Below are 26,096 nucleotides of genomic sequence, written 5' to 3'. Positions count from 1 at the left end.
TTTCAAAAATAAATTATCATGCAAAAGCATCTTGTGAAACTTGCATCAGTCTTGTGTTTATCTGCCAGCTTGGCGACTACAAATGCTCAACAGAAAACCCTGAAGGACGCATATAAAGACTATTTTCCAATTGGCGTTGCTGTTATGCCACAATCTCTAAGAGGAGATGAGGCTAAATTGATATTGCAACAATTCAACAGCATAACTCCAGAGAATTCCATGAAGATGGGAGCGATACATCCGGAAGAGAACAGGTATAACTGGGCCGATGCAGACTCTATAGTTGCTTTCGCACAGGCGAATGGTTTGCGTGTTCGCGGCCACAACCTTTGCTGGCACGAGCATACACCAAAATGGTTATTCACCGATGCAAATGGGAAACTGGTCTCTAAAGAAGTTTTACTAAAACGTTTGAAAGATCATATAACTTCCGTTGTATCACGCTACAAAGGAAAGGTCTACGCATGGGATGTGGTAAACGAAGCGGTTGACGATGATAGCTCAAGACTTTATCGCAATTCATTGTGGTACCAGATATGCGGAGAAGACTTCATTGTAAAGGCATTTGAATATGCACACAAAGCAGATCCTAACGCACAATTATTTTACAACGATTACAATACCGAAAGACCAGAGAAACGTGACCGTGTTTACAAGTTGCTGAAGAAACTTGTTGATGCGCATGTGCCAGTTAATGCAGTTGGGTTGCAGGGACATTGGTCAATTTATGAGCCCACAGAAAAAGAGTTGAGAGACGCAATTGTGAAATTCGCTTCGCTTGGTTTAAAAGTACAGATCACAGAACTGGATATATCTGTTTATCCCTGGGAGAAAAATGTGCGTGCAAAAACGGCGAGCGACATCGACAAGTATACTCCTGAGCTGGAAAAAAAGCAAGCGGAGCAATACAGCAAAATGTTCCGCATCTTCCGTGAATATAAAAACGTGATCTCCGGTGTCACTTTCTGGAACACTTCTGATCGAACCACATGGCTCGATCATTATCCCGTTCCCGGCCGCAAAAACTATCCCTTGCTGTTTGACGTGAATTGGCAACCGAAGAAATCATTTTGGGAAGTGGTGAATTTTTAAGAGCTGAAGAAAGGAAGAAAGAACGCAGATTATCACGATTTTGATGATTTTTTAAGATTTTTTGATTAGAAAATAAAGTAACCCTCGTTTTTGAGGTATTTGCATTCAAAATTTCAAATCATTTCTAATCATCAAAATCATCGCGATCTGCGTTCTATCATCGCCGAAAAACTAAAAAACCCTCCATTCGGAGGGTTTAATTATTTTGATCCTTATAAAAAGGAATAAATGCTTAGATGATGTCCATCGCCTTAACGAAGTAAAGGCAAACGAAAGGAATGATCAAAGTTAAATATTCAAAACGAAGAACGATCGCTGAAACCAATGCTATAGTTGAAATAAAGAACAACAACCAATAAAGTCCTGTAGATTTTTTTGCCATGTCAAAAAAAGTTTGTGCGAAAATAAGGGAACAAATTCAAAAAAGGACAAGCAATGATTAAAAATTTTCGGTTGATGGTTTGCAATTAGTAATTCAATGTCGTTTAGTTAAGGTGTTTGAAAAAACAAAAGCATCTCGCTTGTCATCCCGAGGAACGAGGGATCTGGGCCTAACACTAGCGAACACTATGCGTAAACAATCACGCAGATCCCTCGTTCCTCGGGATGACAAGCAGTCTTTCTTTCCTGGACATAGCAACCAAGTAATTGAAAAGTTGCTTAACTAAACGACATTGAATTAATAATTAAGAATTAATAGGAGCTGCAACATAATAATATGTAGACTTTTTTGTGTTTAACAACAACTAATGCCCGAATCTCCTGATAAATGTGCCCCTTAATTATTACTTATTATTTATTAATTATCAACGGCATGCTGTGTTTTTTGTAAAAAAATTGCCAGCTTATTGTATTTTCGATTACCGACGATGTTCCCATAGAAATAAGCCAATTCTGAAATTTCAAAATATTTTACATGCGGATCGATTTTTACGTAAGGTTTTTTACCCATTTTGGACAGGCCATTTCCCTGAAAGGCAATATTGATAAGCTGGGAAAATTTGAAACAGAAGGTTTGCCGCTCAGTTATTTTAGCCGGGACTTCTGGCATGCAAGTATTGATATCGACGCGGAGAACCTGAAAGAGATCCGCTACAAGTACGCATTGAAAAATGTTGACGGTTCTTTTGTGGACGAAGGCGGCGACGACAGAGTAATCGAGTTGTCTAAAATTAGCAATGACCTAATAGAGGTCATCGATACCTGGAACTTCGCCGGAGAGTTTGAAAACGCATTTTACACCATTCCGTTTCGCGAAACACTTTTGCCTTCCCACTCAACCGTGACAAAAGCGCGGTCTCCCAAAAAGTTCAGCCACATATTTCGCATAAAAGCGCCATTGCTACACAAACATGAAGCAGTGTGTATTTCCGGAAGCGGGGCCGGACTGGGAGATTGGGATCAAACGAAAGCAACTGTATTTAAGATGCATGGCAACTGGTGGGAAGCAAAAATAGAACTACCGAAGGAGGATCTTCCCATTACTTACAAATATGCTATCTACGACGCCAGGGAAAAAAAGATCACACGTTTTGAAAATGGCGCCAACAGGTCGTTACATGGAGATGCGACCGATAAGATAACGATTATTCACGATGGATTTATAAACCTCCCAAACAACACATGGCGCGGCGCCGGTGTAGCTATGCCGGTATTTAGTTTGCGCAGCAAAAAAAGCTTTGGTGTAGGCGAGTTTCTTGATATTAAATTGCTGGTAGATTGGGCAAAGTCCATAGGGCTCAAGCTTATACAACTTTTGCCTGTCAATGATACCATTGCAACCAATACATGGCTGGATTCATATCCGTATGCCGCTATCTCCGCATTTGCGCTGCATCCCATCTATATACATCTTGAGCAGGTGGCCAATCATAAACATAGTCATATTCTAAAGCCCTTGAAAAAAGTTCAGGGCGTATTGAACGACCTCAATGCGGTGGACTATGAGCAGGTAATGAAATACAAGCTCTCCATTATGAAGGTGTTGTATTTCGCGGAAAAAGAGGCGTTTTTAAAAGATGAAGATTTCAAAAAGTTTTTCGAAGAACACAAAGAGTGGCTCGTGCCATACGCTGCATTCAGTTATTTGAGAGATTTGAACGGCACAGCAAATTTCGCACTTTGGAAAAAACATGCCGTGTATGATAAGGCTGCAATTGACAAATTCGTATCGCCGCGCAACAAGCATTATGATGAAATAGCCACCTGGTACTTTATTCAATACCACCTGCACCTGCAACTGAAAGAAGCAGCGGAATATGCACACAAGCACGGCATCATAATGAAAGGAGATATACCCATTGGTGTATATCGCTACAGTTGTGATGCATGGGTAGAACCTGCTTTGTACAATCTCGATATGCAAGCGGGTGCGCCGCCTGATCCGTTTGCCATCTCCGGACAAAACTGGGGATTACCAACTTACAACTGGAGCAAAATGGCAGAAGATCATTATGGTTGGTGGCACAGGCGTTTCGACCAAATGACGAACTACTATGATGCATTTCGCATAGATCACATCCTCGGTTTTTTCAGGATATGGAGTGTACCTGTTGAATCAGTCGAAGGAATCATGGGTCACTTTGTTCCCGCCATTCCTGTTTATATAAATGAGTTTACGGAGCGTAATATTTGGTTCGATCATAAACGCTATACACAGCCATTTATCAACGACTATGTGTTGAGCACAGTGTATGGAAATGATGCACAGTATGTGAAAGATACGTTCCTGCATTCAACAGACTTTGATACGTTTGAATTGAAGCAGGAATTCAACACTCAGCAAAAAGTGGCCGCATATTTCGCGAAGCTGGAAAGCAATGATCATAACGAGGCCTTAAAGCAAGGTTTGTTTAATCTTATTTCAAACGTTATACTCTTTGAAGTGCCCGGTTCCAACGGTTCACAATTTCATTTTCGCATCGGAATGGAAGGCATTACTTCGTATCAGCAACTGGAATGGCACACGCAACAGCAATTGAAGGACCTTGCAATCAATTATTTCTATTACAGACAAGAAGATTTTTGGAAAAAAGAAGGCCTGAAAAGGTTGCCGGCACTGAAAGCCTCAACAGGTATGTTGATCTGCGGAGAAGATCTCGGCATGGTGCCGACATGTGTGCCCGATGTAATGAAACAACTCGGTATTTTAAGTCTCGAAGTACAACGTATGCCGAAATCGCTTAACCAGGAATTTTTCCATCCTGCGAGCGCACCATACTTAAGCGTGTGCATGCCGTCCACGCACGACATGAGCACCATCCGCGGTTGGTGGGAAGAAGACAGGGCTCGCACCCAACGCTTCTTCAATTACCAGTTACAGCAATGGGGCGATGCGCCTTTATTCTGTGAACCATGGATCAATAAAGCGATTATCCTGCAACACTTGCATTCGCCTGCAATGTGGAGCATCTTTCAAATACAGGACCTGTTTGGCATAGACGGCGATTTGCGCAGCGAAGATGTTGCTGCGGAGCGCATCAATGATCCTGCAAATCCCAAAAACTACTGGCGCTACAGAATGCATGTTACGCTGGAGCAACTGATTAAAGAAAAAGCATTTAATCACGAATTGAAAGAGAATGTAAAGGCGAGCGGAAGAAGCTAGAAGCGAGGAATTAAGAATTAAGAATTAGGAATTAAGAATTGTTGACTGTACAGTCATTCGGTCTGCTTTCATACTTCATATAACACAGGAAGAATTCTTAATTCTTAATTCAATGTCGTTTAGTTAAGCAATTTTTCAATTACTTGGTTGCTATGTCCAGGAAAGAAAGGCTGCTTGTCATCCCGACGAAGGAGGGATCTGCGTGACTGTTTACGCAAAGTGTTCGTTAGTATTAGGCCCAGATCCCTCCTTCCTCGGGATGACAAGCGAGATGCTTTTGTTTTTTCAAACACCTTAACTAAACGGCATTGATTCTTAATTCCTAATTCTTAATTATTTCTCAACGCCTTTCACCTTCAGCTTCACTTTATAAAACCCTTCAGACGCCGTCAAAAACAATTCGTCATTATCCTTACCTCCGATGCAAGCATTCGCAGTCCATTTCGCAGGCACATCAATGTGTGCGATCTTTTCACCTTTGGAGTTGAATACTGTAACGCCATTGCCACAGCAATATAAATTGCCTTGGTTGTCCAGCGTAATTCCATCTGCTCTTGACTGCGCAAAGAATTGTTGATTGCTCAAAGAACCATCGCTGTTAATAGTGTACTTGTAGATTTTTCCGCCATCGATGTCTGCTACAAAAATAAATTTGCCATCAGGTGTTCCCACAATGCCATTAGGTTTTACAATGTCAGCAGCAACGATGACAGGTTCTTTACTTCCTTTTTTAAGATAGTATACTTTTTGTCCTTCGATCTCTGGTTTCTTTCTTGTCCAGTAGTCACGCTGATAGTAAGGATCAGTAAAGTAAATGCCGCCGTGCGCATCGATCCACAGATCATTTGGGCCGTTAAGTTTTTGTCCTTTATAATCACTCATCAATACAGTTACCTTGCCCGATGGATCGATTGACCACAATTCATTCTGGTTGTCTGCGCACGCAATGATGTTTCCTTTTTTATCAAAATATAAACCATTCGAGCGGCCGGTTTTGTCAAGGAAAACAGAAAGCTTGCCATTGATATCATACTTCCATATTTTATCATTCGGCTGATCCGTAAAGAAAATGTTACCCGCTTTATCCACTGCCGGGCCTTCTGTAAATGCAAAGTTATTGGCAATCGATTCGAGCTTTGCTCCGTCTGCTATGATGGGCGAAGTGCTGTCTGCACCTGTATTTGCTGAAACACTCATACACGTAAAAATAAAAAGTGAGAGTAAGCAATATAGCTTGTGATATTTCATAAAATTCCTAATGTATTTAATCAAAAAAATCCTTGTTATAAATGCACCAATACAAGTGCAATAAATGCAGGCAATGCCTGCTTATAGATGATCGAACGTGATGCCGTTATTCCACCGTAAATACCAGCCACGACAACGCAGGTTAAAAAGAAAACTGCCACATATAAATGCCACTTCGGATCTTCGATACACAAAGACCATATCAGGCCCGCCGCCAAAAAGCCATTGTACAATCCCTGGTTGGCCGCGAGTGTCCTTGTTTTCTCAAACAGATCCGGAGGAAAACCTCTGAATGTTTTCTTTCCAACCGTTGTCCAGGCAAACATCTCTATCCATAAAATATACAGGTGTTCGATAGCAACGATGGCAATAAAAAAATTGGCGACTACCTTCATTGTAAATATGTTTTGCGTAGCACAAAATATAAAAACGGCTTGAAAAGCAGAAGCACCGGATTCTTTAACCACCGGTGCTTCCTTATATATACCACGATCAGGTAAATAAGTCTATTTGATGACCAACGACGAAATGGAGTGCGGCAAACTTGTTGCCTGCGCTGCCGTTCCATTGATCCAAAGATTATAATCAAGTTTTTTATCGGTGCGGTTCATCACTACCACAACAACGCTTCCGTCAGTATTTTGAAACGCAGTTGTTTCTAATGCATCTCTGCTGGATGCGGTGCTAATGCGCTTTGCACCCGGACGGATGAATTTTGAAAACTGTCCGATATAATAGAATGCATTAGTGTATATCAACTCACCGGTTTGTGTATTTGCATGCACAGGCGCGAAACAAAAATTACCGACGTGGTTGGGGCCACCGTGTTCATCAAGCAAAATGTTCCAGTCTGTCCATGCAACCGTTCCGCAGTTGAAATCGTTGATCATGGAGTTGCCATATTTTTCTCCAAGCGACCAGTTGCGAATGCTGTCCATACTAAACTTTTCTTTACAGCCTTCGGTGAAGATCAGGTTCTTGTCAGGGAATGCATCGTTGATCATTTTGATATTGCTGAATTGCATAGCACTGCCTGTCCATGTTTCATACCAGTGGTAACCAACACCCCACACATATTTTGCCGCTTCAGGATCGCTAAGGATAGTGCTCGCACGTTGATAAGCAAGATCTCTGTTGTGGTCCCATGCAATCAGTTTCTTGCTGCCTAAACCATTTTTTTGCAAAGTTGGCCCGAGGTAATTTTTAATAAAATCCCTTTCGTCCTCTGCTGTATAAATGCAGGATTCCCAGGTTTGCTTAGCCATGGGTTCGTTTTGTGTGCTAAGCCCCCAAATAGGAATACCTTTTGCTTCGTAGGTTTTAATAAATTTTACGTAGTAGTTTGCCCATGTTTGCCTTGCCTCCGGTTTCAATTTGCCACCGTGCAGCATGTCATTATTATCCTTCATCCATGCAAGCGGGCTCCACGGGGCAGCATACAAAGTGAGTTTGCCACCAGCCGCAGCAATAGCTTGTTTGATCAATGGAATACGGTATTTCTCATCATGTGCCACATTGAAAGTGCTCAGTGAAGCATCTTCATTTGTCACATAAGTATAGCTATCGCTTGAAAAGTCGCAACTGTGAATGGTGGTTCTGCCGATCGTATAACCAATACCACTGTTCGCATTATAATAGGCCTTTAATAGTTCCTGCTGTTTATCTTTTGGCAGCTTCGCAAATGTTTCCGCAGATGCATCTGTCAACGCGCCACCAACTCCCATAAATGTTTGGAATGTCCTCGACGGATCAACAAATATGCAAGGCTGTGTTTCCAAGGGCTGAGCAAGAGGTGAAAAACTCAACGTGCCGTTTTGTGAAAGGCGCAGATCTGTATTTTGCGCAGTAGTGTACACTGTAACCGTTTTATTTGCCGTGTTGTATTTTTTTACAGCCGTTTGGGCGTTCGCCAAATAAAATGAAGAGGAAGCAATAAGAACCAGGAAGAGTTTTTTCATGTTATTCTACTTTAAGTACATATTTGAAATGTAAACGATCGTATGTAGAGACAAGGCATTGCCTTGTCTCTGACAGCCGTTCACTATGTAAAGAGGTCAAGAAGCTAAAAATATACTCGTTTGCCGGGTAAAAAAAATAAAAGACTCCGTTTGGCGTAGTGCAGAGCTACATAGGTAAGCTGAAGTTTGGTGTAATATTAATTTACAAATGATAATCAGGTGATTGTAGTTTTTCAATAATTGCGTGATGTAGAGTAAATGACGTAAAAGCAATCTTGCTATTTACCAGTATTTGTAGGACTTTGTACTGTTGTACAAAAAAGAGGATTTTTTGTGCCAATTAAAATTTGATTGGTATACGTTACACAACGACCGTTTACTTACATAAATGAAACGAGCAATTAGCCTGATACCAAATTATAGAAATTCATGAATCTGTTACCTAAGAGATTGAAATCGATAGATGTTTTCCGGGCCGTTACCATGTTCCTGATGATTTTTGTAAACGACGTTGACGGCGTTCAAAAAATACCTGAGTGGATCAAACACGTCGATTCGCACACCGATGGGATGGGATTTGCGGATGTTATTTTTCCGGCCTTCCTTTTCATCGTTGGCCTGTCATTACCATTTGCTATTCGGCACAGAATAAATAAGGGCGATTCTGTCCAGCAGATTGCATTGTACATTTTTTCCCGTTCGCTTGCTCTGTTGATTATGGGCCTGTTTCAGGTAAACCTCGACAATTACAGCAAAGCTTCCATCTTATCGAAAGGTTTGTGGATGCTTTTAATCACGATAAGTTTCTTTATTATCTGGCTTGACTACTCCCCGGAAATGCCGAAGGCAAAAAAGAATATTTGCGTTGGTGCCGGTATCACATTACTTGCTTTGATGGCGATCTTATATAGAAGCGGCGACCCTGCAAATCCCGGGTGGATGCATGCTTCATGGTGGGGCATTCTTGGCATTATCGGTTGGGCTTATCTTGTGTGTGCGATTGTTTTTCTTTTATCAAAAGGAAACTTCAATATTTTACTGATTGCGTTTGTTGCCTTTGTGGCAATCAACATTTGTGCGCATACCGGAATTTTTACAAAAAGGCTTTGGGTGGTAAATGACGGCTCATCAGCATCACTTGTTATGGCGGGTGCCTTAATAAGTAGCTTGTACACAAAAATAGCAGGAACAAAAAACGACGGTGGCCTTTTGTGGTTGTTAGCCATTTGCGGCACAGCAATGATTGCGCTTGGCTTTATCGTTCGTCCTTATGTTGGTGGTATTTCAAAAATACATTCAACGCCCGCATGGGTGTTTATTTGCACAGGCATCAGCATTCTGGCTTTTGAGTTTTTTATCTGGCTTGTTGATATTAAAGGAAAAGAAAAGTGGTTCTCGTTTATTTCTCCAGCAGGCACAAGCACACTTACGTGTTATCTCATACCATACATTTTGTTTGCCATTTTCAGAATGACTGGTTTTACATATCCTGTGTTTTTGAAAGAGGGCGCAGGCGGAATTATCCGTTCGTTTGTCATGGCATTCATAGTGAGTTGGTTAGTGGGGTTGATGGAAAAACGACGAATCAGGTTAAAGCTGTAGGGGCGGGGAAATTAGGAGCTAGGAATTAGAAGATGTTGTAGCAGAGAGTATATTTTGTTCTTACTGGGGTCGTATATATATCAACGGTAGTTGTAACGAAAGAAGTAAAAAAAGATGAAAAGAATTCTTACAGGTACATTGTTCATTGCATTGTTTATGTTACCCAATGTTGGATTTAGTCAGGTGTCGATCCACGTCAACCAGGTTGGGTTTAATAGTGACGATGCAAAGGTTGCTGTCATTAGTTCGGATAAGCCGTTGCCACCCAATACATCCTTTACGGTTGAATATCTTGACTATAAAATGAGTTTAAAAGGTGTGTTACGTTTGCCGGTACAAATAAGTGATTGGTTCCCTGGAACGTATTTTTACACGGCAGATTTTTCAGCAATTACTAAGGAAGGGAATTATGTTCTGCGCGTTGGACTGGATTCAACTTATTATTCTTCGCAATTTTTTATCGGTAAACATGCATTGGCTAAAGCTACATTGCCGGCAATCCTCAATTACTATCACAAGCAAAGAGCCAATACGCCACAAGAATTAGAAGCAGACAAACATGTAATACTATACGGAAGTAATAAGACCACAAATGTACAAGGCGGATGGTGCGATGCATCGGGAGATATCAGCAAATATTTCTCACACTTGTGTTACACAAATTTCATGTCGCCGCAACAAATTCCTTTAGTAACATGGTCAATGGAAAATGCAGTAGAATCAATTCCTGCTTTACTTACATCATTGAAAATAAAAGACTCACTTGAGAGTGAAGCTTTGTACGGCGCGGATTACGTGTTACGTTCTCTTTCGCCGGAAGGATATTTTTATACAACAGTATTCAGTTATTTCAAACCGGATCCTAACCAGAGAAGAATCGTTGGACTGCTGGCAAATAGCGTCACGACCTCCGATTATCAAAGTGCTTTTCGTGAAGGTGGAGGAATGGGCATTGCAGCTTTGGCCCGCGCAGCAAGATGGAAGAAACATGGTGATTCTACATCGCAGCAATATTTGGCTGGAGCAAAAAAAGCATTTGCTCATTTACTGATAAACAATTTGAAGTATTGCGACAATGGCAAAGAAAACATACTTGATGACTATTGTGCATTGATGGCGGCAACAGAACTATGGATAACTACCAATGAAGAACTGTATAAAAACGAAGCACGAAAACGTGCAAAAAACATTTCTAATCGATTAACACCGCAAGGATATTTTATTGCAGATGATAGCAAAAGACCCTTCTGGCATGCGTCAGATGCAGGTATGCCGGTCGTTGCTTTGTCCAGATATTTAGCAAAGGAATCAGAGCCATCTTTGCGAAGCGCTGCTTTACAAACAATACAAAAAGCGCTTGACTACAATTTGCAGATCACCAACGAAGTGAGCAATCCGTTTGGTTATGCGCGTCAAACATTTGCCATACAAAATAAAATCAAAGATGGATTTTTTATTCCTCATGAAAATGAATCCGGCTGGTGGTGGCAGGGTGAAAATGCGAGGCTGGCTTCCCTTGCAACTGCTGCATTAGTTGGAGGCACATTGGTGTATGGAAAAAACAAAAGTGCAAAAATAGATTCTTTGCAAACATATGCTGCTCGCCAGTTGTCGTGGATATTGGGTTGCAACCCATACGATATATGTTTTATGTACGGCTTTGGAAAAAACAATGTACCACACATGGCATCTATGTTTGGTCATGGGTCGGAAAGGGGCGGTATTTCAAATGGTGTGACCGGCGGCGAGAATCCTGATGGTAGTGGAATATTATTCAAAGAAAAAGCTGATGGCAATGAATGGCGATGGACCGAACAATGGTTGCCACATGCCGCCTGGTTTTTGCAGGCAATGGGCGCCGAAGGGCAGGAATTAGAAATTAGGAATTAGGAGTTGGGAATCCTTGCAGCATGAATCTATCGCTTTCAGTGATTTATTGCTGGCAGAGGCAACGGAATAGAACTCCGAAGCTGGAAGCTTCGGAGAGCACAGTGAATCTTTATTTATAAAAACAACACGATGAAACAATTCTCTTTTGTAATTCTTTTCTCTTTGCTCGCGACTTGCGTTGTTGCTCAAAAAGCAAGCACGACTAAACCCGTAGTAATTGGCTATGTTGGTGGTTACAGAGGATTGGCGGATACTTCAATCATTGAGGCAAACAAACTTACACACATCAACTATGCATTTGTAGATGTAAAAAATAACCGTGCATATCTGCACAATGAAAGGACAGACACGATCAACTTCAGGAATCTAAACGGATTGAAATTGAAAAATCCTTCGCTTAAGATTCTTATTTCAATCGGAGGATGGACATGGAGCAAGAATTTCTCCGATGCGGTGCTTTCAGATACTTCGCGGAAAGCTTTTGCAGAAAGTGCTGTTGCAATAATGGCGAAATATGACTTGGATGGTGTTGATATAGATTGGGAATATCCCGGCTTGAGAGGTGATTCAAACGTATTTCGCCCGGAAGACAAAGAGAACTATACGCTGATGTTTAAAGCGCTGCGTGCAGAACTGGATACGCTGCAGCAAACAACGGGAAAGAAATATTTGCTGACAACTGCGGTTGGCGGCTTCTTAAATTTCCTGCATCACACAGAAATGGGCAAGGCGCAACAGTATCTGGATTATGTGAATTTGATGACGTACGATTACGGCTGGCGCACAGCATCGCATCACACCAATTTGTACAGTGCTTCTAAAGACTCGATGGCGAACTCTGCCGACAAAGCCGTGGCCGCATTTGTTTCTGCCGGTGTTCCGGTTAGTAAACTTGTTATGGGCATTGCGTTTTATGGCAGAGGCCTGATCGTTGAAGGAGATACCAAACGCGGCATCGACAGCAAGATCACATCCCATACCCATGTTGGTGGTTATTCCTACATAAAGGATAGTTTGCTTACGCAAAAAGATTATCGCAGTTATTGGGACAAAAAGGCAAAAGCTCCATATATTTTCAACGCTACCGATAAGAAATTTATTTCCTACGATGATGAACGTTCCGTAAAATACAAATGCAAATATGTGCTTCGCCACAAACTTGCAGGTGTGATGTTTTGGGAATATGCGGATGATAGGAAAGGGTATTTGTTGGCGGAGATTACGAGCACCTTTGGTAATTAAGAATTAGGAATTAAGAATTCTTCACAAACTAGTAGGGCTTACTTTTTTCGAACGATCCGGAGTTGGGAGAACTTGACTTCATTTTTTTCTGTTACACGAGAAGAATTCTTAATTCCTAATTCAATGTCGTTTCCTTAAGGGTACACCTTCGGCATGAGATTGCTTCGCCCATTCTCGTTTGTTTATTTTACTTGTTATAGTTCAATCATTTATCCTCCACAGGGGCTCGCAATGACGTGCAACTTTCGAATTCTGCAATAGCAGGTTGTTGGCTAAAGTTCAAAATAGTAGCGCCGTCATTGCGAGACCCTGCCGAGAATCGAGATTGTAAAAGGAAAATATTTCTGAATTGCAGGGAATGGGTCGAAGCAATCTCCGGAGGCTATTCTTAAGATAACGGCATTAATTTCCAATTCTTAAGTAAATTGAAATGTTAAAGTTTTCTTATAGACCCATTTTTCTGTAACGTTTTCCTTTGCATGGTGGTCAGAATGGAGACAACATTTTTTAAAGAAGTTTCGGTGCAGGCTTCGTGCCTCGCATTGATCCCATTAACCTTAAATATTTCCTCATGCAATGGTATTTGTGTGCGTTGACCGCTCTATTACTTGCTACAGGCTGTAAAAAGACCACCTGTGAATGCCCTCCGAAAACTGATGATCCGAAAATGGAATACACCGAACTGAATGACAAAGCAGTCGGATTTAACTCAAGCTATTCCCTGGACCTGAACAAAGATGGTGAGGCCGATTTCTCTTTTTCAACACTTCTTGTTGGTGATCCGGTCCTAAGAAGGGATTACCGTCAGTACTACATCGTTTCCAAATTTTACACGAACTGCCTGGTAAACGGCAATGAAGAAACTCCGGTGCTGCAAAAAGGCGATAAGATTGGATCGTTGCCGCCCGAAGGTTTTCATTGGTACAATGCCTCGCATGTTGTGATTGCGCAAAAGATCATTGAAGAGAACGGAACATCATGGTCGGGCAATTGGAAACAAGTTGCTCACGCGTACCAGCCGGTAAGCATTCTCAAAGGCGATAAAACCTACTATGGCTGGATCGAACTATCCTTCGACATGCAAAGTGAAAAGATTATTCTGCATCGGGCTGCTGTGGCGAAGGACCCAAATGTGGAGGTGAAAGCAGGGGGGTAGAGAGCAATTAATAATTAATAATTAAGAATTAATAGGTGCTGCGCAGAGATGGAATTCAAGCTTTCGAGAGGATGCAATTTTTACTTTATTGGTGTATTGTATTTCATTTCGCAAACCACTCTATTAATTCTTAATTATTAATTACTTCACCGTCGCTCTTTCCTTATCCTTCCCCATTCCTCCCGCACCAACCTGTTCTTTAATGCCGTAGAAAATGGTTTTCCAGATGAGATTAAACATGGACTTTGTAACGTCTCTTTCATATTGAACGTTTACGACATCGGGACGATTGTCATTCGCCTTATTTTTCTTTTTCAATAAAATTTTATTGGCAAGAAAAGTAATGAAGCCGCGCTTTTTAAAGCCGGTCGGACTTGATGTGTCGCGCTTCAGCATTTCAATATCAACGTTGTCGTAGAGGAATGTGATCTTGCCATTTGATCGAGTGTCGTTTGCAGTCATGTTGAATGAGAGGAGTTTAATGTTCGCACTGTTGATCTTTACTTCGCCAAGTGGAATGGTAACCTGGTTAAGAATTTTGCCATCAAACGCGCCGAATTTTCCACTCACTTTAAATTCTCCGTTAGCCGGATTGTTAGGAAAAACAAAGTGTGCATCAAGAGGTGCCTCACCCATGAATCTCGCGGTGATTGCAATATTCATTACGCCACTTCCTTCAATGTTGCTTAGATTGTTTATATCTCCATTAACTTTTGTAAAACTTATTACACCCACCTTTTTTGTGTCCGCACTTTTTTCTTTGTAGGCAACCGTTGCGTTTTGTACTTTGATATATGGCACACGCACCGGTACGTCAAGTTTACTTAAGAGCTGGTGCGGATATCCACCTACTTTTGATTTGTTATTTGGCGGCGCCGTCCTGTCCTGGTATACCTCAATGTGAGCATCCGATAAAAGAATTTTATCGGCCAGAATAGAACGGTTGTTAAGAAATTCACTGTAGTCAAAATTATCCATAGTGAATTCAGGCGCCCTTATGTCAAACCTGTCAATCTGGTGCCCCAGATGTTTTGCAAAATCATCTTTGTCATATAGCGGGTGCAGTTTAAGGTCTTTAATAGTCGTTATGGTTTTTCCCTTTATCTGTACGTACAGCTTTGCTAATGAAAGTTTGTACATAGCCTTACTCAGCGGCATTGAAAAACTGTCAACATAAATCCTTGCATCGCTGGAATATAGAAATCTGTCGGTATTGCCTCGCGTGGTAGAATCTATAAGGACATTGAAAAGATCTGCACTTATACGATTTACGTCGGTTTCCTTATAATGTTGATTCGTGCCATAATACGCGAAGGACGCATTGTGAAGTGAAAGTGTGTCGATCCTTATCGAGCTAATATCCTTGTTGATCTTGTCATATAGCGTGGTGATCTTTATCGTTGTATCAACTTCTGTTTTCTTTTTTACGGAATCAAAGTGATACATTTTAATCGTTGCATCATCCAATAATATCTTGCGGAGATCAACTCCTTTCTCTGTTAGCAGTTTGTAGGCATCCACATTTTTTATCTCCAGCTTTTTTAGCACGATATCAACTGTATTGGCAGGGATGTCAGCGGGTCTCAGCGTTTTAAGTACGGATGAATCAATTGCAAAATGTATGTCACGGAGAGTGACGCTTAAATTGTCAATATCAACTTCTGTTTTATTAATGTATATTTTGTAAAGGCCGCCAGTTGCTTCATGTACAGTCTTCTCTATACGTTGCGAGAGCCGCCTTTCAACATTGCTGGATTTAAAATAGCTTTTAAGGAATAGGTATGTGCCTAATCCCAGTATCAATATTCCGATCAGGATGTAGAGTAATATATTCTTTCGCATTTGCATAAAAAAGTGAGCAGAAAGTTGTGATATGCAATTCATTCTCACCACTTAACTGCTCACATTTATTTAAGTTCTTATTGTTAGCGCATCACTTTTTAACAGGTGATGAAGCAAAAAAGTTTTCAATAGTATGTAACAGATTTGAAACAGGGCCTTCCATCTTGTTTGTTCTGTCATCGATGGTTGTATCGTCCAGGGCTTTACCCAATTCTATGGAAGCTGGTAGGTGCGTTAAAATTTCATGACGCTGATCTGCCAGTAGCGACTGGGCCTTCACGGGATCATTGCCTGCCTGTTCGTTAAGAAGTTTCACTGCCTGCACTGCAAGGTTATCCAGCACGCCGGCGGTATACATTTCTGAAAAGCCGGAATAGTCAGCTATCTTGTTCACCACGTCCGTATAGTTTGTACCAAGCATATCTGCCAGCACATTAGTAGCCGGATCGCGCTTGAGCAGTTTTGCGCCACCATCGAGGGTGTGTGTATATTTGTACAACACTGTTAAAACAGTCGGAACGCCTGCCTGTGCCAGTTTATCATATCTGTGTGCAAAATCTACTTCTTTAAGTTCCTGCGTGTTGGGGTCAATTTTGTTAATGTTTGTCCCCATATATTCCTGAAGTTCTTTTACCAGATTGAGTTGCATAGTGGGTGGTTTATGTTTGAGTGATAGAGAGCAATTCGGAATTAATAATTAATAATTAAGAATTAGTAGTTGTTACAACAAAATGACATTTAGTTTTCAGAAATGGTACGTCTTATTATTATTTGAAAAAGCATGAAGTACTACATTTCGCTCACCCACTATTAATTGTTAATTATTAATTATTAATTTGGCTATTTCGCCATTCTGCGTGCCGCCTTCTTTGGAGCTGCTCGCTTAGCCGCAGCTTTCTTCGGCGCAGCTTTCTTCGCCGTTGCACGTTTTGGCGCAGCCCGCTTAGAGGTGGCTTTTTCCGGTGCCTTCATTCCTTTTTCTCTTGCTTCACTTAACGCAATGGCAACTGCCTGTTTGGGATTTTTAACAGTGCCGCCTTTGCCGCCGGGTCCGCTTTTCAATGTGCCTTTTTTAAATCTGTGCATATCTTCTTCAACCACGTTTTGGGTTGCTTTTGAATATTTTGGCATAACATGAAATTTAACGATTAATAAATAGGATATGTGAACACAAGTGTGAAACTATTGCCACATAAGCCACTGTATATTCATTAAAAATCCTACCGTTCCTGCTAAGAGGCGAAAAGCCTGAATTTGGGGATTTCTGGCTACATTTTTCCAGTCTTTACAAGGATGTCAAACGGCAAGGTATTTACTGGACATCCTGAAAATACTGTTATGCGACCTGAATATCATTTACAAGAAATGCGTGACATGCGCTACTGCATTAACAAAGCTGTAAACAATGGTTACACGCAGGATTTTAAAGTGAACGAAAAGGGCCTGCTTTCTCTTCAGACAGAACAGGTGTATAAACCGGATGATGTCAGAGTAGTAGATTTCTACAGGTTTGAAGGTGCATCAGATCCGGATGACAATGCAATATTGTATGTGATCGAAACCGGAAACGGTTCGAAAGGAACACTTGTTGATGCTTACGGCGTTTATGCAGACATGCAAATAGGGCGCTTTCTAAAACAAGTTGAAGACATTCATAAGAAATCCCCGATATCGTAGCAGAAGTAAAATTCAAAAGTGAAAAGTAAAAGCTGAAGGACACTGTCTCTTATTTTGACTTTTATCAAATACCAAACATTTTAATCAATAATTAAATTTTCATTTTATGGAAAAAACAACAAAAAGTACAAATGGCAAAGCGGCTGCTGCCACCGCAACAAAAAAACCATCTTCTTCAAAAAACAAAACAGTTAAATCGATGCTGGCTGATTTTTTTGTGGAAGAAATAAAGGACATCTATTGGGCAGAGAAGCACATTATAAAAGCGTTACCAAAAATGCAAAAAGCAGCTAATTCAGATGAGCTTGCCAATGCATTTGCAGATCACCTGAAACAAACAGAAGGACATGTAACTCGTCTTGAACGCGTTTTTGAGTTGTTGGGAGAAACACCCAAAGCAAAAAAATGCGATGCAATGGAAGGTATCCTTAAAGAAGGGGAAAGCATCGTTGAAGAAACTGAAGAAGGCACCAGCACTCGCGATGTAGGTTTGATCCTGGCTGCGCAAAAAGTAGAACACTATGAGATCACGACATACGGTAGTCTTCATCAGCTTGCCACTACAATGGGCAAGAACGATGTAGCTGATTTGCTTGCACAAACTTTACAGGAAGAAAAAAACGCTGATAAGTTATTAACAAAAATCGCCGAAGCGCATATCAATAATGCTGCAGAGGATGAGGAAGAATAGTTTTGCCTAAAGCTGAACGCATAACGCCTAACGCAGGAACCTCTGCGTTGCGTGTTATGCGTTTTTTGCTACTAGCGTAAGCATTAAGCGTTCAGTTTTAAATATCAAACATGGAAGCTCTTAAATTATCGCACCCGCAATTTCTACGAATAGCTGCAGATTACAAAGAGTCTGCGAAAGTGGCGCATTTGGTATACGTGTCTGTTAGTGATCCCGGAATTGTGCGCGTGAAGAAAGGAAAGGGATTCAGTTACTATCTTGAAGATAAACTTGTGAAGAGCAAAGATGAGTTGCTTAGATTCAAGAAGCTGGTTATTCCGCCGGCATGGAAAAATGTATGGATATGCACATTACCTGAAGGGCACATTCAGGCCGCGGGCCTTGATGCACGCGGACGCAAGCAGTACCGTTACCATCCGCTTTGGAATGTGTTGCGCAATGAAACAAAATTTCATCGCATGTTGGAGTTTGGAAAAATGATTCCGGCACTACGTGCAAAGATTGAACAAGACATTGTTTCCAAAGAATTGAATGCGGATAAAGTCATAGCAACTGTGATCTCGCTGATGGAACGCACTTACATACGCATCGGCAATGAAGGTTACGAAAAGCTGTATGGATCTTATGGGCTCACTACTTTAAAGGATAAACATGTTTCTGTAAAAGGAGACAAAATTTCTTTTTCTTTCAAAGGAAAAAAAGGCGTGTATCACAATGTTTCTCTCACTAACAAAAGGCTCGCGAAAATTGTCGAGGCGTGCCGCGATATTCCCGGCAAGGAACTTTTTCAATTTTATGACAGCGAAAACAATCGCAAGTCAATCGATTCCGGGGCAGTGAACAATTATATCAAAGAAGCCACGGGAGCGGATTTTACAGCAAAAGATTTTCGTACATGGGCGGGAACCTTGAATGCATTACGTGCTTTTAAATCGATGGGAGAAGCGGCAACATCGACTGAAGGAAAGAAAAATGTGGTGGCAGTGTTGGATGAGGTGAGCCAAAAATTGGGAAACACCCGGGCCGTTTGCAAGAAATATTATGTCCATCCCGGCCTGATAAAGATGTATGAAGAAAACAATCTGAAAAAATACATAACGGCGCTAGATAAAATCGAAGAACCGGACAATAAGACGGATTTGACGGGAGAGGAGAAGGTGTTAATGAAGGTGTTGGCGGAAACGATTTAGGGAATGTGGAAATTTGAAAATTGGGCCACCGTAGGGCGCATTCATTCTTTTGCACAGAAAAAATTTTTCTGTTCAATAAGTTGATGCGCACAAGCTCAATGCTTAATAGAATTACTGCCGACGAACGTACTGCGACGCAACAAAAGCTCAATTCTTATTCCAACTGCTTGTCTCCAAATCTGCTCAAAACATAAATAACTAACAATCAATCTGGAAAACCGCGTCTAAAGCCATTTTCAAATCTTCAAATTTTCAAATTATCCAATTGTTTACCTTACTTTTGCAGCGCATAAAAGTGCGTTTTAGAGAATGAAGAATATTCGAAATTTTTGTATTATAGCCCATATTGACCACGGAAAAAGTACCCTGGCAGACCGTTTACTACAGAGCACAGGTACCATTAGTGATAGAGACATGATGGACCAGGTGCTGGATGACATGGACCTTGAAAGAGAAAAAGGTATTACCATCAAAAGCCACGCAATTCAGATCAACTACGCGCACAACGGCGAAAAATATACACTTAATCTTATTGATACTCCGGGCCACGTTGACTTTAGCTATGAAGTGAGCCGTGCCTTGGCAGCCTGCGAAGGCGCTTTATTGCTTGTTGATGCTACTCAGGGTATCCAGGCACAAACCATCTCCAATCTTTACCTGGCAATAGATAACGACTTGGAAATCATTCCCGTAATCAATAAAATTGATATGGACGGAGCAATGATTGACGAGGTGAAGGATCAAATCATTGATCTGATCGGATGCAAACCAGAAGATATTCTTTTGGCGAGCGGCAGAACAGGTTTAGGTGTTGACAAGATTCTGGAAGCGATTGTTGAAAAAATCCCTGCTCCGGCAGGCGATCCAAATGCTCCTTTGCAGGCGTTGGTTTTTGACAGCGTATTCAACAGCTTTCGGGGTATCATCGTGTATTACCGTATCATGAATGGTACGCTGAAAAAGGGCGACAAAGTTAGATTTACTTCCAACGATAGTGAATATGAAGCAGATGAGGTTGGCGTACTTAAGCTGAAAATGGAAGAACGCAAAGAAGTGGAATGCGGTACAGTAGGTTATATCATTACCGGTATCAAAAATGCAAAAGAGGTGAAAGTGGGTGATACGCTTACTTTAACTGCAAATCCTGGCGAAGGCATCAAGGGTTTTGAGGACGTGAAACCGATGGTATTTGCCGGCATCTTCCCAGTTGAAACAGATGATTTTGAAGAGCTTCGTGAGTGCATGGATAAACTGCAACTAAACGATGCCTCTCTTACATACGAACTTGAAACCTCACAAGCGCTTGGTTTTGGTTTCCGATGCGGATTCCTCGGAATGCTGCACATGGAAATTATCCAGGAGCGCCTGGAAAGGGAGTTTAACCAAACGGTAATTACAACCGTACCGAACGTAAGCTTTATCGCTTACACAGGGAAAGGTGAAAAAGTGATTGTGAACAATCCTGCTGAAATGCCTGATCCTACTCGCATCGACAGGATTGAAGAGCCTTTCATCAGAGCGCAGATCATCACCAAGCCTGATTACATAGGTAATATCATGACACTTTGTCTTGGCAAACGTGGTATTTTGTTGAACCAAAGTTATCTTACTCAAACGCGTGTTGAGTTGATCTTTGAAATGCCTTTGACAGAGATCGTGTTTGACTTCTACGACAAGCTGAAGAGCCAGACGAGAGGTTACGCTTCGTTCGATTACCATCCGATCGGATACCGTGATAGTGATATCGTGAGAATGGATATTCTGCTGAACGCTGAAAAAGTGGATGCTTTGAGTGCCTTGATCCACCGCAGCCGTTCACAAGATTTCGGTCGTAAGCTTTGCGAAAAATTAAAAGAGTTGTTGCCTCGTCAACAGTTCATGATTGCGATACAGGCTGCCATTGGTGCGAAGATCGTTGCCCGCGAAACCATCAGTGCAATGCGTAAAGACGTAACTGCAAAATGTTATGGAGGTGATATTAGCCGTAAACGTAAACTGTTGGAAAAACAGAAAGAAGGTAAAAAACGTATGCGCCAGATCGGTAGTGTAGAGGTTCCACAAGAAGCGTTCCTCGCAGTATTGAAACTGGATGATTAAAAAAACGATTTTCCAAATAAATAGAATGTCTCACTGAAAAGTGGGACATTTTTGTTTCACGCCGCGAACGCCGCGGGGCAGCGACGCAGACGTTCGCCAGGAAGCCATTTTGTTTTATGCTTTGTAAAAAGTATATGATACAAATTCTTTTCGTATCACAGTAAATTTACCCGCTGCGCCGTTGCTTCGCCGCGTTCGCTGCGTGAAAAAAATCATGTCTTTGCGTGAAATATGTGCGCTACTTGCGTGGAAGTTTTTTTAGCATTTTGGGGATATAGTATTTTGTTGCTGCTTCAGGCGTCATTTTCACGGCCTCGGCGCGTTGGCCCTTGACCATACTTCTCCAGACAATTTCTTTTGATTTTGCGTCGATCATATCGATCACCAGTGATCCTTCCCGCAATGTATCGATCTGCATTTTTCCGTGATAAGTAACGGGCCTGTTGTCGCTGCTGTAATAGTATACGTTGGAAAACGGATCCGTGTTGGCGCGAACATAGCTACCGCCGGAAAGTCCGCTATAACTGTTGTAGGAAGGCATATCCGCACGTGTGAGTGTTTGCGGGCTGTAGTCGACCACTTTGTCCTGCGATACCTGGTAGTCGTACTTCATCACCAGCTCATAGGTAAAAAGGCAATCCGGATGTAGCGTGTCCAGCTTCATTCCTTTTGCGTCCAGCTGATCCTTCACTTCTGTCACCATTAAAGGGACAAGTACGGTTCGATTAACCAATTTCGCATATTGGGTGTCGGTAGTCGGTAAAAAGGCATATGTGTTGTATTTCTTAAAATCTACGTTTTGCATTTTCTCCTGGGAAAACTGAATGGCCTGTTTCGACGAGCAAGAGCAAATAATAACACTTGCAATAAGGGTAAAAAGGACAAGTTTGCGCATAAGAGTGGTTTCTGTTTCTGATTATTAATAGAAACAAGCAAACGTTCTGCTTTGTTCGATCAATAATTTTGATCAATTATTCCAAAAACTTAATTTGGGTTAGAATTTTCGAGGCGTAGCGCAGTCCGGTAGCGCATCACGTTCGGGACGTGGGAGTCGCTGGTTCGAATCCAGTCGCCTCGACTGGGGAAGTTCGGTGGGCAAATCTCAACGGACTTTTTTATTTTAGGGTTATAATATGAAAACATTTTATAGAGTATACAATGATTGGAATTTGAGCCAAAGATATAGTTTGAAATCATTCGGGATTGAAGTGGATGAAGGTTTCAGTTCAATCGATTTTAGTGGCACAGATGAAAATAAAGAGTTACTACAGTTGATAGATGAGTGGGCCTTAGAAAAGTATTATTGGACTGAGTATGACAAAGAAGACTATTTAAATAGTAAATTATTTGTTTTATCTAGTCGCTGGGCTAACGGCTATCCAATGCCCGACATCAATGGGGGGTATTTTGCAAAAACATATCAAACTGATAATAATTATTGTGATGCTTGTGATATCGCGAAAGTTCAACAAGATTCTTTTAGATTGGCAAAGGAGCCGAAGTGGGGTAACAAGACCTGTTTTACTATGAATTGGATTTATGATGAATTATTTGTTCGAAAAAACCTTTATGATAATGTATTTAAGAAAATAGGCTTAGACTTTACACCTGTTGTTTTATTTAAGAAAGAAACAGTTTTGGAGGATACTTTGCAGTTGAAAATACCCAAGGTTGACATGCCATTGAATTTGAAGAACCAACCATTTGAATTATGTGCCAAATGCAACAGAAAAAAATACAGAAATAGCTTTAAAGGACTTTTTCCTTCTTTTAAGGGGAGTATCCCCAATCTTCCAATTTTTAAAACATCTGACTACTTTGGAAGTGGCGCCGAAGCACACAATAAAATATTTATTACAAGAGAATTGTGGGATGAACTTAAGTTATTAAAAGTGAACATTAATTTAATTCCCGTAGAGCCTTAATTCTCTTTTCAACTTATGTATAAGCCTGTTAGCTCTTAAGAATCCTTGCTATCCTTTCCAAATCATCGATAAACCGGTTCGAAAACTGTCCAGTGAGGTCGACTGGGTCTTGAAACCCGCCATCATAGCGGGTTTTATGTTTTTTGAAAAAACAACTTCACTTTAATATCTTAGTATTCAAAGTCAAAGAGATTCGAATCTTGTGAAGTTTCATTGAAACAGCGTACTCTCAAAACCTATCAAATCAAAAAAATGATCAGTTTAAATAGTTTTAAGGAATTCCTTTATCAACAATTTGATTCGAAGCAGATTTACTTCGATGAGCATAGTTCTGACATACATTTTTATCAAATAGATTGTTTTGCTGATCAGCCTTATAAATTGGCAATTGAAGTTTGCCATGATCTTGTTAAGATTGCAACTGTAAGTAAAGAGCCAGAGTTGGACTTTTCACTCTATGATTATATTTTCAATGATTTGAAGAAAGCAGAAGAGCTTATAATTGAAGTTCAAAAAAATGGATATAAATCGCCCTCCAAGTACTCTCACAAGTAAAAAACAATTAGTGGACCATATTGAAAAAGGATTTATAGAAAGACAAAAGGCCCTTTGTAAGAAATACAATGCTGAATTTTTAGAATCTCCATTTGACAAAATAATTGGAGTAGCCTTAAAAAGTTTTAACACTTTTAGCTTACCCATTAATGGACTACGACATCCTATTGAAAATACTCATTCGACAAACTGGTACATATGGGCTGGTGAATATTCTAATTCTGACGACTTTTTTCAACCTGTACATATTAATCATCTTCTCGAACTATGTCCCAAAGCAATTAATTATTTAGGACTGGCTCCTGGATGGCGATTTTTATTTGATAATACGTATGAGGATGTTTGGTATGATAGGCTGATTTTAAATATCTAGCCGCTAAAAACGCAGTCATGAACTGATTAACATATCCTCGCTATTCTTTCCAAATCATCAATAAACCGGTTCGAAAACTGTCCAGTGAGGACGACAAATGTACATTCAAGCGATTTTAAAGGCCTACAGAAATCCAGGTTTTACGGGCCTTTTTCCTCTTTTTATAACAAATCATATCAATTTATTTCAAAGAGTTCGGTGAGTAAAGCGGTGAGCCAGCCTCAGAATTATATTTGACTCACCAGAATGCTTCCATCTTTTTGAGTTTGAAAGAATTAGATCATTGCAATTGATCTGATTTGATAGGATTCGAAACGGATTCGAACCTGCGGACTAGTGAAAATGAAGAGAACGAAATCAATCTATTTCAAAACTTTTCAAATTGTATGCAATGAAAACAACGCATTCATTCAGTATTGATTTTCTTGTCAGGAAATGCAAGGAGGACAGGAAAAGCGGACGTCTCAATAATTGAATCTGATGAGAAGCTGAGTTTCGCAGATGTTGATCGCAGTACTTTACGAAGGTTTAGTTTTCATATCCTGGATGTATCTACGCCGGGATATTTTGATCCAGCATGAAAAAACAATATTCGTTACCAATGTAACACATCAGGTTTCAATTGAGACTCTCACTCCTGAGGGCCTTAGTTAAAATATAAGATTGCAGATCTTTAATTTCTACATATACTGTAGAAAACGCAATACATCACATTGACATATATCCCGGAGAGATTATTAACTAAGAATAAAAAACTAGTTGTAGGTGTTTAGTGGAACATGCGAAATGCCTGTTTCGAAAATTAGCATTGATGGCGTACTTGATCTATTGGATTGGTTGTTCGCGAATCGCTTACAGCGAACAATTTTTTATTTAAATACTTAAGATTAGTTTAATTGAACCCAGGGCGATGATGGTTTACATCAATTCATTCTAGATTATATGCAACTCGTTCTGATATAACTTGGTGTTGCTTTAGGGATACTGCAGTTTTGTTTTATAATAACAAAACAATTAAACTAAATTTCAATGAAAAAAATTGGATTCTTTGTTCTTGCAATCATGTTGATTGTAAGTTCCTGTAAGAAAGATAACGATGGTCACAGTGGTATTTTTAAGGGGCCAGTGGTACAGGTGCATGATGGCAAAGCATGGACCTGGATACAACTTGACAATAGTGGTAAACCTGAAAAATTGGGCATTACAATAGATGACGCCGCTCTCAATAGCCTGCCTATTGGTGGTGATGGCCATACTGGCCACGACCATAGCGGGGAGAATGACTGGATATTAAAATATCATCCAAAAGCTAGTATCTTACCTTTCGATCATACTGGTTTAGATTGGAACCCTGCCGGCCACGAACCTGAGCCCATTTATGGTAAACCACACTTTGATTTTCATTTTTATATGACGAGTGCAGATGCCGTTGACGCAATACCTCCTTACGAATTAGATAGCTTGAAATTTAACAACTGGCCTGCTCCCGCTTACCTTCCTGCCAATTATTTTAATGCAGGTGGAGGCGTTCCGAAAATGGGTGCACATTGGGTTGATCCAACTTCGCCAGAATTTAATGGCCAACCCTTTACACAAACATTTATATATGGCACCTATGATGGCAAAGTGACTTTTTACGAACCGATGATAACGTTAGATTTTTTGAAGAACAACACCAATTTTGAAAGAAGTATTCCACAGCCTTTGAAGGTTCAAAAAAGTGGATACTATCCAACAGTGGAGAGAGTAGTTAAACATGATGGGCTTACAGAAGTAGTATTGGATGGGTTTGTTTTCAGAACACAATCGTAGTTTATTAAGCTTCAAGACAACAACCAAAAAGTCTTCTCAGCAATATTTGAGAAGGCTTTTTTTATTTTTAGGAACAGCCATTTCGCCAGCCCGCCACTCTTCCCTTCCTGCAACACACCATCCGCGAGGGTTTATGAGG

At 40.7% G+C, this 26,096-nt stretch carries 22 protein-coding genes and 1 tRNA gene; 15 read left to right on the top strand and 8 right to left on the bottom strand.

Going from position 1 to position 26,096, the window contains the following annotated elements:
• Positions 1–18 precede the first annotated feature (18 nt).
• Positions 19–1,092: an endo-1,4-beta-xylanase gene (locus QJ048_RS13100; protein ID WP_282334823.1), complete on the top strand. Its 1,074-nt coding sequence runs from the start codon at positions 19–21 to the stop codon at positions 1,090–1,092.
• Between the two features lie 232 nt (positions 1,093–1,324).
• Here the strand turns inward: QJ048_RS13100 and QJ048_RS13095 are convergent, their stop codons facing one another.
• The gene (locus tag QJ048_RS13095) at positions 1,325–1,474 is read right to left on the bottom strand and encodes a hypothetical protein (RefSeq protein ID WP_282334822.1); all 150 of its coding nucleotides are present in this window, start codon (positions 1,472–1,474) and stop codon (positions 1,325–1,327) included.
• 534 nt (positions 1,475–2,008) lie between these two features.
• Here QJ048_RS13095 and QJ048_RS13090 point away from each other — a divergent pair.
• A complete protein-coding gene (locus tag QJ048_RS13090) occupies positions 2,009–4,699 on the top strand; it encodes a 4-alpha-glucanotransferase (protein ID WP_282334821.1) in 2,691 nt (896 codons plus the stop codon).
• 333 nt (positions 4,700–5,032) lie between these two features.
• Here QJ048_RS13090 and QJ048_RS13085 read toward each other — a convergent pair whose 3' ends face one another.
• The 3 genes from QJ048_RS13085 to QJ048_RS13075 all read right to left on the bottom strand — a co-directional run bounded on the left by QJ048_RS13085 (position 5,033) and on the right by QJ048_RS13075 (position 7,905).
• A complete protein-coding gene (locus QJ048_RS13085; protein WP_282334820.1) occupies positions 5,033–5,896 on the bottom strand; it encodes an SMP-30/gluconolactonase/LRE family protein in 864 nt (287 codons plus the stop codon).
• An 86-nt stretch (positions 5,897–5,982) separates the two neighbouring features.
• A complete protein-coding gene (locus QJ048_RS13080; RefSeq protein WP_282334819.1) occupies positions 5,983–6,342 on the bottom strand; it encodes a DUF1304 domain-containing protein in 360 nt (119 codons plus the stop codon).
• A 111-nt stretch (positions 6,343–6,453) separates the two neighbouring features.
• Entirely contained in the window at positions 6,454–7,905 is a 1,452-nt protein-coding gene (locus QJ048_RS13075) for a glycoside hydrolase family 30 protein (RefSeq protein ID WP_282334818.1), read from the bottom strand.
• Between the two features lie 429 nt (positions 7,906–8,334).
• On the opposite strand from QJ048_RS13075, the gene QJ048_RS13070 reads away from it, so the two are divergent.
• From QJ048_RS13070 to QJ048_RS13055, 4 genes are all read left to right on the top strand, one after another.
• Entirely contained in the window at positions 8,335–9,507 is a 1,173-nt protein-coding gene (locus QJ048_RS13070) for a DUF5009 domain-containing protein (protein ID WP_282334817.1), read from the top strand.
• Between the two features lie 114 nt (positions 9,508–9,621).
• On the top strand, positions 9,622–11,397 hold the full coding sequence (locus tag QJ048_RS13065) for a glycoside hydrolase family 9 protein (protein WP_282334816.1): 1,776 nt from the start codon (positions 9,622–9,624) through the stop codon (positions 11,395–11,397).
• Positions 11,398–11,526: 129 nt separating this feature from the next.
• The gene (locus QJ048_RS13060) at positions 11,527–12,639 is read left to right on the top strand and encodes a glycoside hydrolase family 18 protein (RefSeq protein ID WP_282334815.1); all 1,113 of its coding nucleotides are present in this window, start codon (positions 11,527–11,529) and stop codon (positions 12,637–12,639) included.
• 571 nt (positions 12,640–13,210) lie between these two features.
• A complete protein-coding gene (locus QJ048_RS13055; protein WP_282334814.1) occupies positions 13,211–13,795 on the top strand; it encodes a hypothetical protein in 585 nt (194 codons plus the stop codon).
• A gap of 141 nt (positions 13,796–13,936) precedes the next feature.
• Here QJ048_RS13055 and QJ048_RS13050 read toward each other — a convergent pair whose 3' ends face one another.
• The 3 genes from QJ048_RS13050 to QJ048_RS13040 all read right to left on the bottom strand — a co-directional run bounded on the left by QJ048_RS13050 (position 13,937) and on the right by QJ048_RS13040 (position 16,768).
• Complete coding sequence (locus QJ048_RS13050) at positions 13,937–15,637, bottom strand: hypothetical protein (protein WP_282334812.1); 1,701 nt, start codon at positions 15,635–15,637, stop codon at positions 13,937–13,939.
• Positions 15,638–15,728: 91 nt separating this feature from the next.
• Positions 15,729–16,286, bottom strand: coding sequence for a hypothetical protein (locus QJ048_RS13045; RefSeq protein WP_282334810.1), 558 nt, complete (start codon positions 16,284–16,286; stop codon positions 15,729–15,731).
• A 191-nt stretch (positions 16,287–16,477) separates the two neighbouring features.
• Positions 16,478–16,768 carry a DUF6496 domain-containing protein gene (locus tag QJ048_RS13040; protein WP_282334806.1) on the bottom strand — a complete coding sequence of 97 codons (291 nt, stop codon included), beginning with the start codon at positions 16,766–16,768 and terminating at the stop codon, positions 16,478–16,480.
• Between the two features lie 207 nt (positions 16,769–16,975).
• Between QJ048_RS13040 and QJ048_RS13035 the strand changes: the two genes are divergently transcribed.
• The 4 genes from QJ048_RS13035 to lepA all read left to right on the top strand — a co-directional run bounded on the left by QJ048_RS13035 (position 16,976) and on the right by lepA (position 21,292).
• Positions 16,976–17,314: a hypothetical protein gene (locus tag QJ048_RS13035; RefSeq protein ID WP_282334805.1), complete on the top strand. Its 339-nt coding sequence runs from the start codon at positions 16,976–16,978 to the stop codon at positions 17,312–17,314.
• A gap of 106 nt (positions 17,315–17,420) precedes the next feature.
• Positions 17,421–18,005, top strand: a complete 585-nt coding sequence (locus QJ048_RS13030) for a YciE/YciF ferroxidase family protein (protein ID WP_282334803.1) — start codon at positions 17,421–17,423, stop codon at positions 18,003–18,005.
• Between the two features lie 110 nt (positions 18,006–18,115).
• The gene (locus QJ048_RS13025) at positions 18,116–19,195 is read left to right on the top strand and encodes a DNA topoisomerase IB (RefSeq protein ID WP_282334802.1); all 1,080 of its coding nucleotides are present in this window, start codon (positions 18,116–18,118) and stop codon (positions 19,193–19,195) included.
• Positions 19,196–19,504: 309 nt separating this feature from the next.
• A complete protein-coding gene (gene lepA, locus QJ048_RS13020; protein WP_282334801.1) occupies positions 19,505–21,292 on the top strand; it encodes a translation elongation factor 4 in 1,788 nt (595 codons plus the stop codon).
• A gap of 238 nt (positions 21,293–21,530) precedes the next feature.
• On the opposite strand, the gene QJ048_RS13015 is transcribed toward lepA, so the two are convergent.
• Positions 21,531–22,187 (bottom strand): DUF4136 domain-containing protein, encoded by a 657-nt coding sequence (locus QJ048_RS13015; RefSeq protein ID WP_282334800.1) that lies wholly within the window; start codon positions 22,185–22,187, stop codon positions 21,531–21,533.
• A gap of 109 nt (positions 22,188–22,296) precedes the next feature.
• On the opposite strand from QJ048_RS13015, the gene QJ048_RS13010 reads away from it, so the two are divergent.
• The 5 genes from QJ048_RS13010 (at position 22,297) to QJ048_RS12990 (ending at position 25,957) form a co-directional block, all read left to right on the top strand.
• Positions 22,297–22,370 (top strand) — tRNA-Pro (locus QJ048_RS13010).
• Between the two features lie 55 nt (positions 22,371–22,425).
• Positions 22,426–23,217 (top strand): hypothetical protein, encoded by a 792-nt coding sequence (locus QJ048_RS13005; RefSeq protein WP_282334799.1) that lies wholly within the window; start codon positions 22,426–22,428, stop codon positions 23,215–23,217.
• Between the two features lie 252 nt (positions 23,218–23,469).
• Entirely contained in the window at positions 23,470–23,772 is a 303-nt protein-coding gene (locus QJ048_RS13000) for a hypothetical protein (RefSeq protein ID WP_282334798.1), read from the top strand.
• On the top strand, positions 23,735–24,145 hold the full coding sequence (locus tag QJ048_RS12995; RefSeq protein WP_282334797.1) for an immunity protein Imm33 domain-containing protein: 411 nt from the start codon (positions 23,735–23,737) through the stop codon (positions 24,143–24,145). Before QJ048_RS13000 ends, QJ048_RS12995 begins: the two co-directional genes overlap by 38 nt.
• A gap of 1,029 nt (positions 24,146–25,174) precedes the next feature.
• The gene (locus tag QJ048_RS12990; protein WP_282334796.1) at positions 25,175–25,957 is read left to right on the top strand and encodes a DUF5602 domain-containing protein; all 783 of its coding nucleotides are present in this window, start codon (positions 25,175–25,177) and stop codon (positions 25,955–25,957) included.
• The last annotated feature ends 139 nt before the right edge of the window (positions 25,958–26,096 follow it).

This window comes from Pinibacter soli, from assembly GCF_029961145.1.
Lineage (GTDB): Bacteria > Bacteroidota > Bacteroidia > Chitinophagales > Chitinophagaceae > Pinibacter > Pinibacter soli.
This window is presented reverse-complemented; position numbering and strand designations above follow the sequence as displayed.

What these genes read in the sequence shown, in the direction of transcription:
- QJ048_RS13100 (WP_282334823.1), top strand. Translation starts at nt 19, where the DNA reads ATGCAAAAGCATCTTGTGAAACTTGCATCAGTCTTGTGTTTATCTGCC.
- QJ048_RS13095 (WP_282334822.1), bottom strand. Translation starts at nt 1,474, where the DNA reads ATGGCAAAAAAATCTACAGGACTTTATTGGTTGTTGTTCTTTATTTCA.
- QJ048_RS13090 (WP_282334821.1), top strand. Translation starts at nt 2,009, where the DNA reads ATGCGGATCGATTTTTACGTAAGGTTTTTTACCCATTTTGGACAGGCC.
- QJ048_RS13085 (WP_282334820.1), bottom strand. Translation starts at nt 5,896, where the DNA reads ATGAGTGTTTCAGCAAATACAGGTGCAGACAGCACTTCGCCCATCATA.
- QJ048_RS13080 (WP_282334819.1), bottom strand. Translation starts at nt 6,342, where the DNA reads ATGAAGGTAGTCGCCAATTTTTTTATTGCCATCGTTGCTATCGAACAC.
- QJ048_RS13075 (WP_282334818.1), bottom strand. Translation starts at nt 7,905, where the DNA reads ATGAAAAAACTCTTCCTGGTTCTTATTGCTTCCTCTTCATTTTATTTG.
- QJ048_RS13070 (WP_282334817.1), top strand. Translation starts at nt 8,335, where the DNA reads ATGAATCTGTTACCTAAGAGATTGAAATCGATAGATGTTTTCCGGGCC.
- QJ048_RS13065 (WP_282334816.1), top strand. Translation starts at nt 9,622, where the DNA reads ATGAAAAGAATTCTTACAGGTACATTGTTCATTGCATTGTTTATGTTA.
- QJ048_RS13060 (WP_282334815.1), top strand. Translation starts at nt 11,527, where the DNA reads ATGAAACAATTCTCTTTTGTAATTCTTTTCTCTTTGCTCGCGACTTGC.
- QJ048_RS13055 (WP_282334814.1), top strand. Translation starts at nt 13,211, where the DNA reads ATGCAATGGTATTTGTGTGCGTTGACCGCTCTATTACTTGCTACAGGC.
- QJ048_RS13050 (WP_282334812.1), bottom strand. Translation starts at nt 15,637, where the DNA reads ATGCGAAAGAATATATTACTCTACATCCTGATCGGAATATTGATACTG.
- QJ048_RS13045 (WP_282334810.1), bottom strand. Translation starts at nt 16,286, where the DNA reads ATGCAACTCAATCTGGTAAAAGAACTTCAGGAATATATGGGGACAAAC.
- QJ048_RS13040 (WP_282334806.1), bottom strand. Translation starts at nt 16,768, where the DNA reads ATGCCAAAATATTCAAAAGCAACCCAAAACGTGGTTGAAGAAGATATG.
- QJ048_RS13035 (WP_282334805.1), top strand. Translation starts at nt 16,976, where the DNA reads ATGCGACCTGAATATCATTTACAAGAAATGCGTGACATGCGCTACTGC.
- QJ048_RS13030 (WP_282334803.1), top strand. Translation starts at nt 17,421, where the DNA reads ATGGAAAAAACAACAAAAAGTACAAATGGCAAAGCGGCTGCTGCCACC.
- QJ048_RS13025 (WP_282334802.1), top strand. Translation starts at nt 18,116, where the DNA reads ATGGAAGCTCTTAAATTATCGCACCCGCAATTTCTACGAATAGCTGCA.
- lepA (WP_282334801.1), top strand. Translation starts at nt 19,505, where the DNA reads ATGAAGAATATTCGAAATTTTTGTATTATAGCCCATATTGACCACGGA.
- QJ048_RS13015 (WP_282334800.1), bottom strand. Translation starts at nt 22,187, where the DNA reads ATGCGCAAACTTGTCCTTTTTACCCTTATTGCAAGTGTTATTATTTGC.
- QJ048_RS13005 (WP_282334799.1), top strand. Translation starts at nt 22,426, where the DNA reads ATGAAAACATTTTATAGAGTATACAATGATTGGAATTTGAGCCAAAGA.
- QJ048_RS13000 (WP_282334798.1), top strand. Translation starts at nt 23,470, where the DNA reads ATGATCAGTTTAAATAGTTTTAAGGAATTCCTTTATCAACAATTTGAT.
- QJ048_RS12995 (WP_282334797.1), top strand. Translation starts at nt 23,735, where the DNA reads ATGGATATAAATCGCCCTCCAAGTACTCTCACAAGTAAAAAACAATTA.
- QJ048_RS12990 (WP_282334796.1), top strand. Translation starts at nt 25,175, where the DNA reads ATGAAAAAAATTGGATTCTTTGTTCTTGCAATCATGTTGATTGTAAGT.